The following is a 17,703-nucleotide window of genomic DNA, read 5'->3' as shown; positions in this document are numbered from 1 at the left end:
CGATGGATATGGGCAAGGCGACGGGTTTTCTGGAATACGTGCGCATGGATAACGCTGATGTTCCGATCGAGGAACGGATCTGCAACTATGAGGAGTTTCATCGCCCGCTGAATGTGGTGGAGCGTCAGAAGCAGGGTGCGCGGTGTATGAACTGCGGGGTTCCGTTCTGTCAGTCGGCAATGGTGCTGAACGGGATGGTGACGGGCTGTCCGCTGCACAACCTGGTTCCGGAGTGGAATGATCAGATCTATCGCGGCCACTTTGATCATGGTTATGCGCGGCTGGCGAAGACGAGTAATTTTCCGGAGTTTACGGGCAGAGTTTGTCCGGCGCTGTGCGAGAAGGCGTGCATCAACGGGGAGGATTCGGATCCGGTAACAATTCACGATAATGAGCTGTTTCTGATTGAGACGGCATTCGTCAACGGTACGGTGAAGCCGCGTGTTCCAAGGGTGCGATCAGGAAGAAGGGTGGCTGTGATCGGCAGCGGTCCCAGTGGTCTTGCGGTGGCGGATACGTTAAATCACCGGGGACATCAGGTGACGGTGTTTGAGCGCGATGAGGCGGTTGGCGGATTGTTACGCTTTGGGATTCCAAACATGAAGCTGGATAAGCGTGTGATTGACCGGCGGCAGAAGCTGATGGAGGCGGAGGGCGTTGTCTTCCGGTGCAATACGAACATTGGCAAAGACGGTGATGTGACCCCGGAACTGTTGAAGAAGGAATATGATGCGATCGTGCTGGCCTGCGGAGCAAGAAGAGCAAGGACGCTGCCGGGCGTGGATCCGCAGAAGATCGGCGGCGTCTATTATGCGGTCGATTTTCTTGGCTCGACGACGCGTGCGCTTGCAAAGGCAAAGGGACATGGCATAAAGGATCTGGAGGAGGCCGGCGGCTACATCTCGGCGAAAGGAAAGAATGTCGTCGTTGTGGGCGGCGGCGATACGGGCAATGACTGTATCGGCACCTGTATCCGTCATGGCTGTGCGTCCGTGACGGCGCTGGAGATGATGCCGCAGCCGCCGAAGGAGCGGGCAGAAAACAATCCGTGGCCCGAGTGGCCGAAGGTGCTGAAGGTTGACTATGGGCACCAGGAAGCGATCCATGTGTTTGGGAAGGATCCGCGTGTCTATTCGACGACGGTCAAGGAAGTGCATACGGATGCGAAGGGAAATATCGCCGAGATCGAGACCGTCAGAGTCCGTTTCAAGGATGGGAAGATGGTCGAGGAAGAAGGCAGTGAAGAGGTTCTTCCGTGTGAGCTTCTTCTGATTGCGGCAGGATTCACAGGCTGCGAGAGCTATGTGAGTGACGCGTTCGGCGTCAGTGTCACAAACCGCGGCCGCATCGAGACGGAGCTTGATCATTACGCTGCCAGTGAACGTGGAATATTCACGGCAGGTGATATGCACCGGGGCTCATCCCTTGTTGTGTGGGCGATTACAGAGGGCCGTCAGTGTGCACAGGAGGTGGACCGGTATCTGATGGGATATTCGGAGCTGGTTGAATCATAAGGATACGAGAATCATCACACGAAACAGTGCAGGCATAAAAAGCGCCTGCATTTTTTCATGCATGCAGACACAAATTGGAACATATATAAGAAATGTGTTGATATTTATGTGTTCTGGCCGATAATATATTGAAGATTATATCAAGTCATTGAGGAGAGGGTATGAAGAAATTGATCTGCAGTCTTTTTTCTGTTGCAATGATCCTTACTCTGAGCACCAGTCCGATTCATGCGGAAGATACCGGTGAATCATCGGGGGGGGGGGTACAGTAATTCTTCCTACAGCAGAACCAACTGAACAGCAGAGTGACCAAAGTAAAGTGACAACAGACGAAACAAGCAAGGACACACCTGCCAGCCCAGGTGCCACAGCAGAAGCTTCCGCAGATCCGTCTGCAACTCCAACAGCGACAACGGATGTGCCAGCAACAACATCTTCCGCTGATACTGAGAAAACAATTGCTCCCAAAGCGGCAGCAATACCAGAAGCGAGTGCTGAACCAACTCCGGAAGCGACAGCAGATTCATCCGCTTCCCTTTCTTCCGCGCCGGTATTTAAAGCACCTGCAACTTCCACGGCGACATTGGAACAAGGAATTGCGTTCAATGTAGCCATCATGAAGCTGGCAGGCAACAGTGACGCAAATCCTCATGACTTATGGCGCTATGATACCAGCATTCAAGCCTTTACCCGTTCTTCGGCACCTGCTTCTGGCGTTACGACGGCGGATATTTCCGCATCGCAGAACGGCTCTATTGTTGCATGGTTTGACAGTTCAACCGGAACAGTTTACTGGTACTCGAAAGCGGATAAGATAATGCTGAATGCAAATAGTGATCAGTTGTTTTATCGTATGAAGGCTATCAAGAACATTGATACCAAGGACTTTGATACAAGCAAGGTAACAAGTATGTCCGATATGTTCTCTTACTGCGAAAGTCTCACTTCTTTGGACGTTTCAAACTGGAAGACCAGCAATGTAACTGACATGTATTGTATGTTCTACCACTGCGAAAGCCTCACTTCTTTGGACGTTTCAAACTGGAATACCAGCAATGTAACAAACATGAAACTAATGTTCGACGCCTGCAAAAGCCTCACTTCTTTGGACGTTACAAAATGGAATACCAGCAATGTAACAAACATGAATCAAATGTTCATCTCCTGCGAAAGTCTCACTTCTTTGGACGTTTCAAAATGGAATACCAGCAATGTAACTGACATGTTTGAAATGTTCAAAGGATGCAAGAGTCTCACTACGATTGATGTTTCAAACTGGAATACCAAAGCACAGTGGATGGGTTGGATGTTCGAGAACTGCAGCGGTCTGAAATCCATTACCTTTGGCTCGAATTTTAAATATACTTCTTTTGATGCAGAAAACATATTTCCCACCCCTTCAACAACCGTTTCCGGTGTGAAATCCAATGGTAAGTGGGGACGTGACTCCGAAATGGCATCTCAGTCTTATGATGCTGTCGGGCTTGGCCATCTCGGCCTGACAAGTAGCGTCTTGAAGGGTACATGGTATGCACAAAGAGATGCTATCATCACCTTTGACTCAAATGGTGGTACACTGCCGGATGAGAGCAAGCGCAAGTCTGTTATGGTCCATAATACATATGGCGAGCTTCCGGTGCCAACATTTACAGGTCATAACTTCACCGGCTGGTTTACTTCAGCCGCAAGCGATGGTATTCCAGCGACAGCTGATACCGTTTGCAAGGGAGACACGACACTCTATGCCCATTGGGATGCTAAAACTTATCTTTTTAAGTTCGACATTAATTATCATAAGGCTGGTGGCGCTCCAGACGATATGCCAGTGCAGTTTGGAAACCCAATACCACAGCCGGACCTTTCTAATATGGCAAATTATGAGGGAGTAATATTCTCCGGATGGTACTTGGATCCTGAATGTACACGGGAGTTCACATTGTTTGGAGATCAATTAGATAAGGAAATAGTGGACGATTATTTCGGCACAGAGACTACGTTAACACTTTATGCAGGCTGGAAGGCTGCTGCAGCTCCTTCTGCAACCCCTTCTGCAACAGCATCCACACATTCAAAAACATCAAACGGCAGTATCTTCTTCCCGATCACATCGGCACAGAAATTCATTCCTGCAACCGGTGCTGGCGGGGGAAATAACAACTGAGGATTTGATTTCTTATACCAGGTCTGTGCATCAAATGGCGGACCTGGTTTTTATGCTTGCAGGGGACTGTTAACCTGCTGCATGCATGCGAATGACGGTGTTGACAATCAGTTCTTATATCCGATAATTTTGGCAGACACTGGGAGCTTAGAGACAACTGCTTCCTGAGGTATATATGAACGATGAAGAACTTGCGCAGGTGATTGCCTTGCGGCATGACATGCATGCACATCCGGAACTTTCTGGAAAAGAAGAACGTACACGCAGGGTGTTGATGGATTTTGTTCAGCAGCACTCGGACTTTGAAGTGGTTCCCTGCCCTGGCTGGTTCTATGCCTGCCGTCATACGGAACATCCGCAGGCGGCTCCGATCGCTTTCAGGGCAGATATGGATGCTCTGCCGATTGCGGAAACGATGGATCTTCCTTATGCCTCGACGGTGCCTGGCGTCAGCCATAAATGCGGCCATGACGGTCACAGCGCTGCGCTGGCGGGACTGTCGATGGCACTGACTGGAAAGCCTCTTTGCCGCGATGTGTATCTTATTTTCCAGCCCGCGGAAGAAATTGGAACGGGCGGAGAAATGTGCGCCTCCCTTCTGAAGGAAAAGGGGATCCGTGAAATCTATGCGTTTCATAATCTCGGCGGTTATCCGGAAGGAGCTGTTGTATATCGCCATGGCCTGACCCAGCCGGCATCGATGGGGCTTACGCTGTCGTTTGCCGGAAAGAAGAGCCATGCATCAGATCCTGAACAGGGAATCAATCCCTCCGAAACAATTGCACGCCTCGTATTGTTTCTGAAAGAAGCATGCCGCGATCAAAGCAAAGGACTTCTGCTCGCTACCGTCGTACAGATCGAAGCCGGCAGCAGAAACTTCGGCATCTCGGCCGGAAGCGGCTCGCTCTCTGTCACTCTGCGGGCGGAAGCTGAAGCGGAGATGAACCGGCTGAAAGAGGCTCTCTGCAGCGAAGCACAGAAGCTAGCGTCCGCACAGCATCTGAAGCTGTCTGTTTCCATCTCTGATCTCTTTCCGGAGACCAGAAACGATGAAACCTGTCTGAACCGGGTCATTTCTGCCGCAAAGCAGAATGGCTATTCAACGATTCCTATGCCGGAACTTTGGCGCGCCTCCGAAGACTTTGGCAGCTATCTTCACCAGTGCCCCGGCGCGATGTTCTATCTCGGAAATGGCGAAACGTGGCCCGTCCTCCACTCCGAGGCGTATGATTTCAATGATCATCTGCTGGAACGCGCTGTCCAAATGTTTGCCTCACTGATTTAATAATTAGGAATGTTTTTTTCACTTCGATTTCATTGTGTTTTATCTGCCCGCTGGGTTATGATGATGGAGCACATCGGATCGTGTGCAGACGTATTTTTTCTTAAGAGAACCGCACTCACATCCCAGGCGGTTCTTTTTATTTGCATGCTTGGGGAGGAAAGGGGAAAACCTATGAATAAAAAATCACCAATGAACATCATCGAACCGGTATTTGACATTACATATCTTGCCTTTGATTTGATTGCCGGGATTATCTTTTTTGCTAAAGCGCAGGGCAGGCCAGTGTTGATCCTGTACGGGATTCTGGCCCTGCTGCTAGGGGCGGGCGACGCATTTCATCTCGTCCCCCGCGTGGAACGTTATTTGAAGGGCGAAAATGAACGTACTGAGTGGAAGCTTGGACTTGGACTTGCCGTATCATCGGTGACTATGACGGTGTTTTATTTTCTGCTGTATGCGATCTATGGAATGCTGTATGGCTGGCCTTCGCCTGTTTTTGCTGTGGTTGTATTTGGATTTGGTATCGCGCGTATCGTGCTCTGCTTCTTTCCGCAGAACAACTGGTTTCACCATGAGGGGAATCTGCGCTGGTCCCTGTACCGGAATATTCCGTTTGCGATTGTCGGGGTTGCGATGATTGCTTTGGAGCTGTCTGCCGGTACCGCGTATGGCGTTCATATGGCCATTGCGATTGCGATCAGCTTCGGCTGCTATCTGCCAGTGACACTTTTTGCCAAGAAACATCCGGCGATTGGTGCCTTGATGATGCCAAAGACGCTGGCCTATGTCTGGATGATTGCAATCGGTCTTTCACTGCTCGGCTGAATGTAACAAATGAAAGAAAATGCTTTAGTTACAAAAAACTTTCATGGAACTTTGAAAAAACGGGTTGAAACAAAAAGCGGGCACCGTATAATAGGCATATCTTCACTAAAAACCAGCAGGAGGGAAAACATGAAGAACGTATTTAAAGGGGGTATGGCTGTCGCTATGTGCATGGCACTGGCGGCATGCGGTTCCGGAAGCTCGACAACCCCGGCTTCAACAGCAGGATCCGATAACGCAGCAGCGTCTACCACTTCGGAAGTAAAGAAGTTTAAGCTTGGCGGTTCCGGCCCGATTTCCGGAAATGCGGCTGTTTATGGTACAGCGGTTATGAACGCTGCCCAGATTGCCGTTGATGAGATCAACGCCAAGGGCGGTCCTGTCCAGTTTGATTTCAAGTTTGAAGACGATCAGGCAGATTCTGAGGCGGCTGTAAATGCGTACAACACGCTGGCAGACTGGGGCATGCAGGTGTCGCTGGCTACGACAACTTCCGGTGCCGGCCAGGCTGTTTCGCCGCTTTATAAAGAGGATCAGACATTTGCGATTACACCGTCCGGCTCCTCGACCGCTGTGATCTTTGATGATTCAGGCACAGCGTATGGCAATGTGTTCCAGATGTGCTTCACCGATCCTAACCAGGGAGTCGCTTCCGCTGACTATCTGAGTGAGCATCCGGATCTCGGCAGTAAGGTTGCGGTCATTTATCGTAATGACGATAACTATTCCACCGGCATTTACAACACATTCGTTGATCAGGCTGCCAAGGATGGACTGGATGTAGTCTATACGGGAACCTTCACAAAGGATGCGCCCGACTTCTCGGTTCAGGTACAGCAGGCACAGGCCGCTGGCGCCGACATCGTTTTCCTTCCGATTTACTATCAGCCGGCTTCTCTGATTCTGCAGGCTGCTAAGACCGCAGGCTATACGCCGACATTCTTCGGATGCGATGGTATGGATGGTATCCTGACGCAGGAGAACTTCGATACATCTCTGGCAGAAGGTCTGTACATGCTTACACCGTTCTCTGCAGATTCCACGGACGAAAAGACGCAGGCATTTGTCAAGGCTTACGAAGACAAGTTTGGTGATGTTCCGAACCAGTTTGCGGCCGACGCATATGATGCAGTCTATGCGATTGCTCAGGCACTGGAAGCTTCCGGCGTAACGGCGGATGATGACAATGCGACAATCTGCGACGCTCTTGTTAAGCAGTTTACAACGATGAAGTTCCAGGGCATCACCGGTACTGGCGATATTACATGGAACGAAAATGGTGAAGTGTCCAAGGGACCGCGTGCAATTGTGATCCAGAACGGCACTTACGTAAGCGCAGAGTAAGTACAGCGATTTCCAGTGTTTTACAGAAGGGCTTTTCAGCACTTTCGCTGAAGGCCCTTCTTCTGCATTACAATACGTTTGGTGCATGAAAGGGGAAGGAGGAGCACAATGACCTTTCTGACATATCTGATCAGCGGGCTCAGTCTGGGAAGCGTGTACGCTCTCATTGCGTTGGGGTATTCCATGGTTTACGGCATTGCCCGAATGCTTAACTTTGCGCATGGTGACATCATCATGGTTGGCGCCTATGTCGCATTCTTTGCGGCGACGTCATTTTCACAATCCGCCGGCATTTCAACGTTTCTGGCGATCGTGCTGTGCATGGTGCTGGGCGTTGTCATTGAATATCTTGCGTACCGGCCGCTGCGGCAGGCACCGAGCCTTGCCGTTTTGATTACGGCCATCGGCGTTTCTTATTTTCTTGAAAACGCGGCGCAGATCCTTTGGGGCGCCGATTCCAAATTCTTTCCTGCCAATTTCATCAAAGAAGGCGGGCTGAATCTTGGCGGCGTATCCATTACCTGGGTCAGCCTCATCACGATCTGCGTATGCGTCGCGATTATGCTTGTACTGACACTGTTTATTAACCGCACCAAGACGGGGCGGGCGATGCGTGCCGTTGCCGAGGATCGCGGGGCAGCGACATTGATGGGGATCAATACCGATCACATCATTTCCCTGACATTTGCGATCGGCTCAGCCCTTGCCGGCGTGGCGGCGGTGCTGCTGGCGTCGACGTATCCTTCTATTTCGCCGACGATGGGCTCGATGCCTGGCATTAAGGCGTTTACGGCAGCGGTCCTTGGCGGGATCGGATCGATTCCGGGTGCCTTTGTCGGCGGACTGATGCTGGGTGTGATTGAAAATCTGTCGAAGGCCTATATTTCGCAGCAGCTTTCCGATGCGATCGTTTTTGCGGTGCTGATTGTGATTCTGCTTCTGAAGCCGAACGGGCTGCTTGGCAAGAAGAAGCGGATCAAGGTATAAGGAGGAAGCGACGATGAAATTCAATTTGAAGGGTCTTTTCTCCGGGAAGAAGGGCAATCGTACCGCTTCCTTTGCGCTGGTGATCGTGCTGTATGTGGTGTTGATGATTCTTTCGGCTTCCGGTGTTCTGGGCCGAAAGTATTCGAGCCTGCTGGTGCCGGTGTGCTGCTATATTGTTGCGGCGCTGGGATTGAACATGAATGTTGGTATCTCTGGTGAGCTGAACCTTGGACAGGCCGGCTTCATGTCGATTGGAGCTTTTACGGCGGTTATAGTTTCGGGAATGATGAACCTTGGCGGATCTGCGAATGGCATCGTGGTGCTCATTGTTTCGATGCTTGTGGGTACGCTGGCGGCAGGTGTCTTTGGCTGGCTGATTTCGGTGCCGGTATTAAAGCTGGAAGGTGACTATCTGGCGATTGTGACCCTGGCCTTCAACCAGATCATTGTCTCGCTGCTGAACAATATGTATCTCGGTGTGGATGGCAGCGGCCTTCATTTTTCCTTCATTACGAATTCGGTTCAACTGGGCGATGGCGGCAAGATGCTCGTCAGCGGACCGATGGGAGCGACCGGTGTCAAGACGGTATCCAACTTTACGGCTGGCTTTCTGTTGATTGTGATTGCGCTTCTTGTTATCTACAACCTTATTTACAGTAAGAGCGGGCGCGCGATTGAAGCGTGCCGTGACAATCGTATTGCGGCCGAGACGATCGGCATTCCGGTTGCCAGGACGAAGACGCTTGCCTTCGTTGTTTCAGCAGCTCTGGCCGGTGCGGCTGGCGCATTGTATGCATTGAATTATTCTTCGTTTGCCGCGAGCAAGTTTGACTTCAACCTTTCGATTCTGATTCTGGTTTATGTGGTGCTGGGCGGCCTTGGCAATATGACCGGTACGATCATTGCGACAACGTTACTGGTGGTGCTGCCGGAGGCGCTGCGTTTCCTGTCCACGTATCGTATGCTTATTTATGCGATTGTGCTGATTGTGATTATGATCGTTTCGAATAATCCGAAGATGAAAGAGAAGCTGCGTGCATTGAAGCCTCGGTCCAGAAAGGAGGCGGAACATGTCGAATGAAGTGGTTCAGCCGGTTCTTGAGGTTACGAATCTCGGTATTGATTTCGGCGGTCTGACAGCTGTCAACAATCTGGATATGACGATTTATCCCAATGAAATTGACGGTCTCATTGGCCCTAATGGCGCCGGGAAGACGACGGTCTTCAATATGTTGACGAAGGTTTATCAGCCTTCGCGTGGTACGATTTTATTGAACGGTGTGGATACGAAAGATATGACGCCGGTTGATGTGTCCAAGGCCGGGATCGCCCGTACGTTCCAGAATATTCGTTTGTTTTCGAACATGTCGGTTCTGGATAATGTTAAGTCGGGGATGCACAATCATATTTCCTATTCGATGCTGGATTCCGTGTTCCGTACCGGAAAATTCCGCAACGAAGAACGTCTGCTCGATGAAAGGGCAATGGAGCTGCTGGAGATCTTTGACCTTGATGAGGCGGCGGACCGTGAAGCGGGCAACCTGCCTTATGGGATGCAGCGGCGTCTTGAGATTGCCCGCGCCATGGCGACGCAGCCTAAGCTTCTTCTGCTGGATGAGCCGGCGGCTGGCATGAATCCGCAGGAGACGGAAGAGCTGATGGCAATGATCCGTGAGGTGCGGGACCATTTCCATATTTCGATTCTGCTCATTGAGCATGATATGAAACTCGTGATGGGCATCTGCGAGAAGATTACGGTGCTGAACTTTGGAATGCGTCTGGCACAGGGGACGCCGGCGGATATTCAGAATAATCCGGACGTCATCAAGGCGTATCTCGGCGATTAAGGAAGGGAGAGAGAAATGCTGAAGGTAGAGAATCTGGTTGTTCGCTACGGCATGATCGAAGCCGTGAAGGGCATCTCCTTCCATGTCGATGATGGTGAGATCGTTACGCTGATCGGTGCCAATGGCGCCGGTAAAACGACGACGATGCATGCAATTTCGGGGCTTTTGAAACCGGCTTCGGGCTCCATTGAGCTGGATGATAAGGATCTGGTAAAGATTGCGCCCGATAAGATTATTTCTCTTGGTCTGGCGCAGGTTCCGGAAGGCAGACGCGTCTTTGCGGAGCAGACGGTTCATGAAAACCTTCTGCTCGGTGCTTTTCATCGTAAGGATGCGGACGGCATCCAGAAGGATGAGGAAATGGTCTTTGATCTCTTTCCGCGTCTGAAGGAGCGTTACACGCAGGCGGCTGGTACGCTTTCGGGCGGTGAGCAGCAGATGCTGGCGATGGGGCGTGCGCTGATGTCGGCGCCGAAAATTCTTCTGCTCGATGAGCCGTCGATGGGATTGTCACCGCTGCTTGTAAAGGAAATCTTCCACATTATTGAGACGATCAATAAGGAGAAGGGTGTTACGGTGCTTCTGGTGGAGCAGAATGCGCGCATGGCATTGTCGATTGCGGACCGTGCCTATGTTCTGGAAACAGGAAAAATCACGCTGGAGGGTACAGGCGCTCAGCTGGCGTCGGATCCGCGTGTGCAGAAGGCATATCTGGGAGGATAATGTATGTATATTAAGGATCACATGACGAAGAACCCGGTGACTGTTACGGGGGACGTTTCGCTGTCAAAGGCAACCGAAATCATGGGACAGGGAAAGTTCCATCGTCTGCCGGTTGTGGACGGGGACGGAAAGCTGATTGGCCTGGTTACGGGCGGGCTTGTGGAAGAGTCGTCCGGTGCCCGCAACACGTCGCTTTCAATCTATGAGCTGAACTATCTTCTGAATCGCACAAAGGTGTCCGACATCATGATCCGGGATGTGGTGTCGATCGGACCGGATGAGTTTCTGGAAGAGGCGGCGCTGCGGATGGAGAATAACGAGATCGCGGCGCTTCCTGTTGTCGATCAAGACAATAAGGTGATCGGCATCATTACGGAGAAGGATATCTTCAAGGCCTTTGTCGATCTGATGGGCTATACGATTCAAGGGACCCGCTTCGTAATTAAAGTTGAGGATCGCCCGGGTGAGTTTGCCAAGATCTGCAAGCTGTTTGCGGATGAGGATGCGAACCTGGAAGGCATTGCGGTCTATCATAATGAAGAGCGTGGCGTCGAATGTGTCATCAAGGCGACCGGTGAAGTTTCCGTTGAGAAGATGCAGAAGGTTCTGGAGGATGCGGGCTTTGAGCTTGTGGACATTCTGCAGATCAAGAAAGACGGATCGACCCAGCATTATCCGGTACATTAAGGAGCTGCCCTGTGCAGTTTCTTTTTTTGCACTGTCACATTGACGAATGTCTATGCGATGAATAAGATATCACATAGAAAGGCGTCTATGTGATATGGACTGTGACCAGAAAGAAACGATGGATGCGATGCGGGCGGCTGAGATCTGCCGGGCGCTCGGAGATCTGCACCGGATTCAGATTGTGGAACTTTTGATGAATGGTGAGCTGTGCGGATGCAGGCTGCTGGAACATTTTCGGATTACGCAGCCGACGCTGTCGCATCATATGAAGATTCTGGCGGAATGCGGCCTGGTTCATTGCCGCAAAGAGTGGAAGAATACGTTCTATTCACTGGATTGCGAGACTTTAATGGAGTTTCGTAACTATATCGAGCATTTGAACTGCGGCGATGGCTGCCGCAAGAGGGCAGAGGACTGCCGGTGTGGGGAGTGATTTTATGCAGAAACAACAAGGGGGTATCAGCTGTTTTCAGCGCTATTTGTCGGTGTGGGTATTGCTTTGCATGGGGACTGGAATTCTGATCGGTCATTTTATTCCTGCTGTACCAGAATTGCTTGGGCAGATGGAAGTGGATGGTATTTCGATTCCGATTGCCATTTTAATCTGGATCATGATCTATCCGATGATGGTTAAGGTTGATTTTCAGAGTGTGCGGGAAGTTGGAAAGAACCCGAAGGGATTGTTTGTGACCTGGATCGTGAACTGGCTGATCAAACCGTTTTCAATGTACGTGCTGGCGTACTTGTTTTTGTTTGTTGTGTTTGGGCGCTGGATTTCACCGGATCTTGCCAGACAGTATCTGGCCGGGGCGGTGCTGCTTGGGGCGGCGCCATGCACGGCAATGGTATTTGTCTGGAGTACGCTGGTAGATGGAAACCCTGCCTATACGGTGGTGCAGGTGGCGACGAATGATCTGATTATTCTGGCAGCGTTCGTTCCGATTGTGAAGTTCCTTCTGGGAGTGTCGAATGTTTCGGTGCCGTATGGGACATTGTTTGTCAGTGTGTTTCTGTTTGTTGTGATTCCGCTGGCGGCAGGTGTTTTAACCAGAGTGATCGTAACGCGGCGCAAAGGAAAGGAGTATCTGGACAGGGTGTTTGTGCACCGTTTCGATCGGGCGACGACGGTTGGACTTCTGCTGACGCTGGTGCTGATCTTTGCGTCACAGGCGCAGGTGATCCTTGCCAATCCGCTGCATATTGTTTTGATTGCGGTACCGCTGATTGTTCAGACGTTTTTGATTTTCTTTCTGGCTTATGGAATGGCAAAGCTGGTCCGGCTTCCGTTTGATATCGCGGCTCCGGCAGGAATGATCGGGGCATCGAATTTCTTTGAGCTTGCGGTCGCGGTTGCAGTAGCGTTGTTTGGGACAACAAGCCCTGCAGCTTTGGCAACGACGGTTGGTGTACTAACAGAGGTGCCGGTGATGTTGACGCTGGTGAAGATCGCGAAACATACGAAAAACTGGTTCCCCGGGTGAACATGCGTGTATGACCAGACTGAAGATTGGTTTCATTTGTACGCACAATGCGTGCCGAAGTCAGATTGCAGAAGCTATGGGAAGACATTTGGCTGCAGATGTGCTGGAAAGCTGTTCCGCAGGAACGAATATCAAAGAAGCGATTGATCCAGCCGCGGCCAGACTCATGAAGGAGCACTATGGCATCGATATGATCAAAGAAGGCCAGTATACAAAACCCCTGGCAGAAATTGGCAGCGTCGATATTGTGGTGACGATGGGGTGCGGCGTGCAGTGTCCTTCGCTGCCCTGCCAGCAGCGGTTTGACTGGGGATTGGAAGATCCTACGGGAAAAGACGATGCCGCATATCTGCGGGTGATGGAAGAGATTCGACAAAAGATCGTGATGTTAAAGGAACAGATTCTTGCGGAATCTATGCGCTGATCTGTGTGACTTTCCAGGAACAATGGCTGTCCAGGCTCATTATCCCGGATGGCTTTTTTGTTGTTGATAGAGGAAATGGTGCTGGCACGAGTGCTGATGACACTGGACCATATTGGGTATTATTGGGGAGGGACGCTTCCGGTTCCAGCCTGGTTTCAGATGACCGGGCGTTTATATGTCCTGGGAGCGATGATGCGTCTGCTCAATGATTTCCTGGGAAATAGTCTGGGCAGACAAAGTAAAGGAAGAGCGTTAAGACTCGCGGTTTTATGGAAGAAACGGAAAAGTGCGGCAGTTTCTTTGCTAGAATATTCCCAGGTAAATACTATGAACTGGAATGATCTGCTTTTTTATGTATTGGATGCGATCGTGATGGCGACGCTGTTTAAGATGCGCAGAGATTCTAAACGCATCGAAGTGGCTACGAAACTTGGACCGCGCTGGGTGATTCCGTGTATTTTCTGGGGCATTGCGGCGATCGGGCTCTTTAATTATTCAGGCGTTTTCCGGGTGATTCAGACAGCTTTGCTGGTTATTATGGGAGTTCTGTACTGGGGATTGAACTCGGGTCTTTCACCGGATGGGATTGTAATGATCGGTAAGCTGTATCCGTATCAGAAGCTGAAGTCCATTAAGGTGGATGATGAGGGGCATCGCGTTGAATTCAGCAAGGGGGCGGCGCCTGCCTATATTGACTTCAACGAGGATCAGATGAAGGAAGTGCATCGTTATCTTTCGAAAAATGCTGGTCTTCCCGTCAAAAGCGTGCGGCGAAAATAAGTTGACATTTCCCATAATAATAGGGAAAATTAGCAGGTTATGTCGGTAAAGGAAACAAAACGGAATAAAAAAGCAGAGAAACTGCTGGCGATCCTTCTGCTCATCGGCGTCGTGACGTTGATGGTTTTAATCATCGTTAAGATTTTTGGGCCGCGTCTTTCGACGCTGTTCACGCTGCTGAAGGATAATGACGAGAATGAAATCAGTGCCTATCTGAATGCGGAAGGTGAACTATCGGGTTTGTTTTCCGTATTTATGATGTCCGCTCTGCAGGTTATCAGTATCTTTATTCCGGGGATTGCGGTCCAGGTCGTTGCCGGCGTGATTTATGGCTGGTGGAAGGCCTTTGCGATGACGTATCTTGGCTTTATCTTTGGCAATGTGCTGGTGTTTTCGGTTGCCCGCAGGTTCTCGGGAGTTATCAAGGATCTGATGGAAATGACCAACCGGAAAAATTCACTTGTTGATAAAATCAATAACTATTCACCGGCGTTTGTGCTGGGATTGGCATATATGATTCCGGGCATCCCTAACGGTTTCATTCCTTACTTTGCTTCGCAGATCAATATTGCACTGAAGCCGTTTACAGTGGCTGTTGCGGCGGGAAGCATTGTTCAGATTCTTCTCAACTGCATCGCGGGACATTATCTGATCCGTAAGAATGTTGCGGCTGTCGTTGCGGTGTTTGGTCTGCAGGTGATATTGATTTATCTGGTTGCGAAAAATCGCGCCAAATTTCTTTCCTGGATCAGCAGCCGTCAGACGGGAAAAACAAAAGACACAGGCGCCGATGTATCATCGGCGAAGGAATAGATCTCTAACTGCGGCGAATGTCTGCAGTTTTCTTTTAGGAGAAATGATATGAACATCACGGTATTTCTTGGCTCGACATTTGGATCAAAGAAACAGTATGCATCGGATGCTGAGAGGATTGGTACATGGATCGGTGAGCATCATCATACGCTGATCTATGGGGGCGCCAGCGTTGGGACCATGGGAATTCTTTCTTCAGCAGCGAAAGAAGCCGGAGCGTATGTGATTGGCATTATGCCGCAGTTTCTGGTGGACCGCGGTGTAGCAAACAATGATGGTCTGGATGAGCAGATTGTTGTTGAAAATATGGATGAGCGAAAGAAACTGCTCATTGGAAAAGCGGATGTCCTGGTCACTCTGCCTGGCGGTCCGGGGACGCTGGAAGAGCTTGCGGAAGCAGTATCTGCGAAGAAACTTGGCACTTTCAAAGGTGATGTGCTCATCTATAACCCTGATGGTTTTTATGATTCGCTGCGCAGGCAGTACCAGCATATGGCCCGGGAAGGTTTCTTCCCTGTGGAGAGCATGGAAATGATTCGCTTCTGTGACTCGATGGATGAACTTCTTAGCACTTTGGAATCAGAATGTTAGATTACTGCAGGTGTATTTCTAACGTATTCGCGCAAGTGCAGAAAATGTAGCTGAATGTAGTTGAATATATCAAACGGGATGATAAGCGCTGCCTGATTCAAAGTACATTTCCTGGCAATCTGGTGAGGGATCGGATTTTTCTGATTCTTGGTGAGCGCAGCACTCCGACCGGGGATGTTACGCTGAAGTGTAAAATCGCAAGCAAACGGAAGAAAAACCGCCTCGGATCCATTTTGAAATGTTAAAATATTAGCATTCGAAGAAACTGCGGAACCGGTATCTGAAGATGCCGGAGGATGGCGCTGCTGAAGCAGGGCTCGGGCTGCAGACAGGATGAAACAATCAGGGAGAAACAGAAACGGCTGAAGCCGTGGATTTGTATATCACGAAGGTATGCACAGCGAATGGGCATGCTTTTTTGTAGATTGGAAAGGGGAAACGATCATGCATATTCCAGAAAATTATCTGAGTCCGTCAACGTGCGCCGTGATGACTGCGGCGATGATTCCGGTATGGGCTCATTCCATCCGCAAAGTAAAAAATGAGCTTCCGAAAGAGAAAATTTCCATGATTGGCGTCGGCGCCGCTTTTTCCTTCGTTGCGATGATGTTTAATGTCCCACTTCCCGGCGGAACGACGGGTCATGCGGTTGGAGGTACACTGATTGCTATTCTGCTGGGACCGGAAGCGGCGTGTATCGCTGTTTCTGTAGCACTGTTACTGCAGGCACTGCTCTTTGGGGATGGCGGTATTCTTTCCTTTGGGGCAAACTGCTTCAATATGGCATTTGTACTGCCATTCCTTGGCTATGCCATTTACAAGGCACTGACCAAAGGTGAAGTCAGTACGAAGCGAAGATTACTTGCGGCAGGGCTCGGGTCGTTTGCCGGAATTAATGCGGCAGCCTTCTGTGCCGCCGTTGAGTTTGGCATTCAGCCGGCACTATTCCATGATGCGGCTGGTCAGGCACTGTACTGCCCCTATGGTCTTTCGATTTCGATTCCGGCCATGATGATCGGTCATCTGACAATTTTCGGCCTTGCCGAGGTCATCTTTACGGCTGGTGTACTTGCCTTTATCCTGCGCACGTCACCTTCCATGGTCCTGAATACTTCCAAAGACACAGGCGAAAGGAAGCCGCTGTACCTTCTATTGACGGCCCTGGTTGTTCTGGTGCCGCTGGGATTACTTGCGGATGGAACTGCCTGGGGCGAATGGGGTGCGGATGAAATCGCCATGGATGCCAGCGCCGGAAGCGCTCTGGGCTATACACCTGCAGGAATGGCGGGCGGATTTGAATTAAGTACACTTTTCCCTGATTATACGGTGAGCGGCATGCCGGATGTTCTTGGCTATATTGTCAGCGCCGTGATAGGTGTTTCCCTGTTAATCATTGTGTTCCGCCTGATGGGTGGCGCTAAGAAAGGACCAGTCTACTCCAGATGAGCAGCTTACTTCCGTCATGGATGGAAGAGGAACCATGTCCTGTCCCTGGAAAGGGACAGGATGGTTTTATTACGCGTTCGCTTCTTGCGTTTGTCCGGCTGTTTGAACGGATCGATTTAAATAAACGCGCTGATTCGGAAAAGGCCCATGCCGGCGTCAAACTGCTGGCGGCATTTTCGATGATACTCATGATGGCACTGTCGCCGGCGTTTGGATTTACTTTGTGCATAGCGGCAGTGTTTCTTTTGTTTCTGAGCATGCAGCGGCTGGAAGTGCTGCAGGAAGTGATGCGCAGCGCTGCCGGAGCGGCTATGCTGTCATTTCTGATTCTGGTTCCGGCTTATTTCCTTTCCGGATCCATGACGTTTATCACCATATCGGTGAAAGTGTTTCTGTCCGTGGCGATGTTAACGTATGTGTCCGTGACTTCCCCATGGAACCGGCTGACCGCTTCTTTGAACCGCATCCATATTCCTTCGATTGTTGTCTTTATTCTGGATCTGACACTGCGCTATATAGCAATTCTTGGCCGCAAAGCTGAAGAAATGTTAACGGCACTGCGCCTTCGCAGCATCGGTAAAAGCGAAGATCACCGGCGCAGCTTTTCCGGGATTGCCGGAACCCTGTTTCTGAAGGCGGCGGAATATGGTCATCAAACGGCAGATGCGATGGAATGCCGGCTGTATGATGGAACCATACATACGGAACAAAGAAGCCGCAGAAACGCCTGGGATATCGCACTTCTCGCGGTGCTTGGTGCATTTGTGCTTCTGTTTCTATATTCAATGAGGTAAG

Annotated in this window: 18 protein-coding genes; all 18 read left to right on the top strand. The window is 50.4% G+C overall.

The genetic code is table 11. From position 1 onward, the window contains the following. The first annotated feature begins 8 nt into the window (after positions 1 to 8). The 18 genes from C1714_RS02270 (at position 9) to C1714_RS02180 (ending at position 17,702) form a co-directional block, all read left to right on the top strand. Positions 9 to 1,514, top strand: a complete 1,506-nt coding sequence (locus C1714_RS02270; RefSeq protein WP_102341669.1) for a glutamate synthase subunit beta — start codon at positions 9 to 11, stop codon at positions 1,512 to 1,514. Positions 1,515 to 1,833: 319 nt separating this feature from the next. Then, positions 1,834 to 3,675: a BspA family leucine-rich repeat surface protein gene (locus tag C1714_RS02260; RefSeq protein ID WP_135567866.1), complete on the top strand. Its 1,842-nt coding sequence runs from the start codon at positions 1,834 to 1,836 to the stop codon at positions 3,673 to 3,675. A gap of 175 nt (positions 3,676 to 3,850) precedes the next feature. Beyond that, positions 3,851 to 4,960, top strand: a complete 1,110-nt coding sequence (locus C1714_RS02255; RefSeq protein WP_102341666.1) for a M20 metallopeptidase family protein — start codon at positions 3,851 to 3,853, stop codon at positions 4,958 to 4,960. A 171-nt stretch (positions 4,961 to 5,131) separates the two neighbouring features. Beyond that, positions 5,132 to 5,785 carry a hypothetical protein gene (locus C1714_RS02250; RefSeq protein WP_102341665.1) on the top strand — a complete coding sequence of 218 codons (654 nt, stop codon included), beginning with the start codon at positions 5,132 to 5,134 and terminating at the stop codon, positions 5,783 to 5,785. Between the two features lie 129 nt (positions 5,786 to 5,914). Then, complete coding sequence (locus C1714_RS02245) at positions 5,915 to 7,129, top strand: ABC transporter substrate-binding protein (RefSeq protein WP_102341664.1); 1,215 nt, start codon at positions 5,915 to 5,917, stop codon at positions 7,127 to 7,129. A 108-nt stretch (positions 7,130 to 7,237) separates the two neighbouring features. Next, positions 7,238 to 8,116, top strand: a complete 879-nt coding sequence (locus C1714_RS02240; RefSeq protein ID WP_102341663.1) for a branched-chain amino acid ABC transporter permease — start codon at positions 7,238 to 7,240, stop codon at positions 8,114 to 8,116. Between the two features lie 13 nt (positions 8,117 to 8,129). Next, on the top strand, positions 8,130 to 9,197 hold the full coding sequence (locus C1714_RS02235; RefSeq protein ID WP_102341662.1) for a branched-chain amino acid ABC transporter permease: 1,068 nt from the start codon (positions 8,130 to 8,132) through the stop codon (positions 9,195 to 9,197). Then, entirely contained in the window at positions 9,187 to 9,963 is a 777-nt protein-coding gene (locus tag C1714_RS02230) for an ABC transporter ATP-binding protein (protein WP_102341661.1), read from the top strand. The genes C1714_RS02235 and C1714_RS02230 overlap by 11 nt, the downstream gene beginning before the upstream one ends. A gap of 15 nt (positions 9,964 to 9,978) precedes the next feature. After that, on the top strand, positions 9,979 to 10,686 hold the full coding sequence (locus tag C1714_RS02225; RefSeq protein ID WP_102341660.1) for an ABC transporter ATP-binding protein: 708 nt from the start codon (positions 9,979 to 9,981) through the stop codon (positions 10,684 to 10,686). Positions 10,687 to 10,689: 3 nt separating this feature from the next. Next, positions 10,690 to 11,373 carry a CBS and ACT domain-containing protein gene (locus C1714_RS02220; RefSeq protein ID WP_102341659.1) on the top strand — a complete coding sequence of 228 codons (684 nt, stop codon included), beginning with the start codon at positions 10,690 to 10,692 and terminating at the stop codon, positions 11,371 to 11,373. A gap of 94 nt (positions 11,374 to 11,467) precedes the next feature. Further along, a complete protein-coding gene (locus tag C1714_RS14535; protein WP_277662254.1) occupies positions 11,468 to 11,806 on the top strand; it encodes an ArsR/SmtB family transcription factor in 339 nt (112 codons plus the stop codon). A gap of 4 nt (positions 11,807 to 11,810) precedes the next feature. After that, positions 11,811 to 12,854, top strand: a complete 1,044-nt coding sequence (gene arsB / locus C1714_RS02210; protein ID WP_102341658.1) for an ACR3 family arsenite efflux transporter — start codon at positions 11,811 to 11,813, stop codon at positions 12,852 to 12,854. Between the two features lie 10 nt (positions 12,855 to 12,864). Continuing rightward, positions 12,865 to 13,278, top strand: a complete 414-nt coding sequence (locus C1714_RS02205; protein ID WP_102341657.1) for an arsenate reductase ArsC — start codon at positions 12,865 to 12,867, stop codon at positions 13,276 to 13,278. 327 nt (positions 13,279 to 13,605) lie between these two features. Continuing rightward, positions 13,606 to 14,058, top strand: a complete 453-nt coding sequence (locus C1714_RS02200) for a hypothetical protein (protein ID WP_102341656.1) — start codon at positions 13,606 to 13,608, stop codon at positions 14,056 to 14,058. 39 nt (positions 14,059 to 14,097) lie between these two features. Then, on the top strand, positions 14,098 to 14,871 hold the full coding sequence (locus tag C1714_RS02195) for a TVP38/TMEM64 family protein (protein WP_102341655.1): 774 nt from the start codon (positions 14,098 to 14,100) through the stop codon (positions 14,869 to 14,871). Positions 14,872 to 14,919: 48 nt separating this feature from the next. Then, entirely contained in the window at positions 14,920 to 15,462 is a 543-nt protein-coding gene (locus C1714_RS02190) for an LOG family protein (protein WP_102341654.1), read from the top strand. 444 nt (positions 15,463 to 15,906) lie between these two features. After that, on the top strand, positions 15,907 to 16,908 hold the full coding sequence (gene cbiM / locus C1714_RS02185; RefSeq protein ID WP_102341653.1) for a cobalt transporter CbiM: 1,002 nt from the start codon (positions 15,907 to 15,909) through the stop codon (positions 16,906 to 16,908). Beyond that, the gene (locus C1714_RS02180; protein WP_102341652.1) at positions 16,905 to 17,702 is read left to right on the top strand and encodes an energy-coupling factor transporter transmembrane component T; all 798 of its coding nucleotides are present in this window, start codon (positions 16,905 to 16,907) and stop codon (positions 17,700 to 17,702) included. Before cbiM ends, C1714_RS02180 begins: the two co-directional genes overlap by 4 nt. The last annotated feature ends 1 nt before the right edge of the window (position 17,703 follow it).

It is taken from the genome of Galactobacillus timonensis, from assembly GCF_900240265.1.
Taxonomy (GTDB): domain Bacteria; phylum Bacillota_I; class Bacilli_A; order Erysipelotrichales; family Erysipelotrichaceae; genus Bulleidia; species Bulleidia timonensis.
This window is presented reverse-complemented; position numbering and strand designations above follow the sequence as displayed.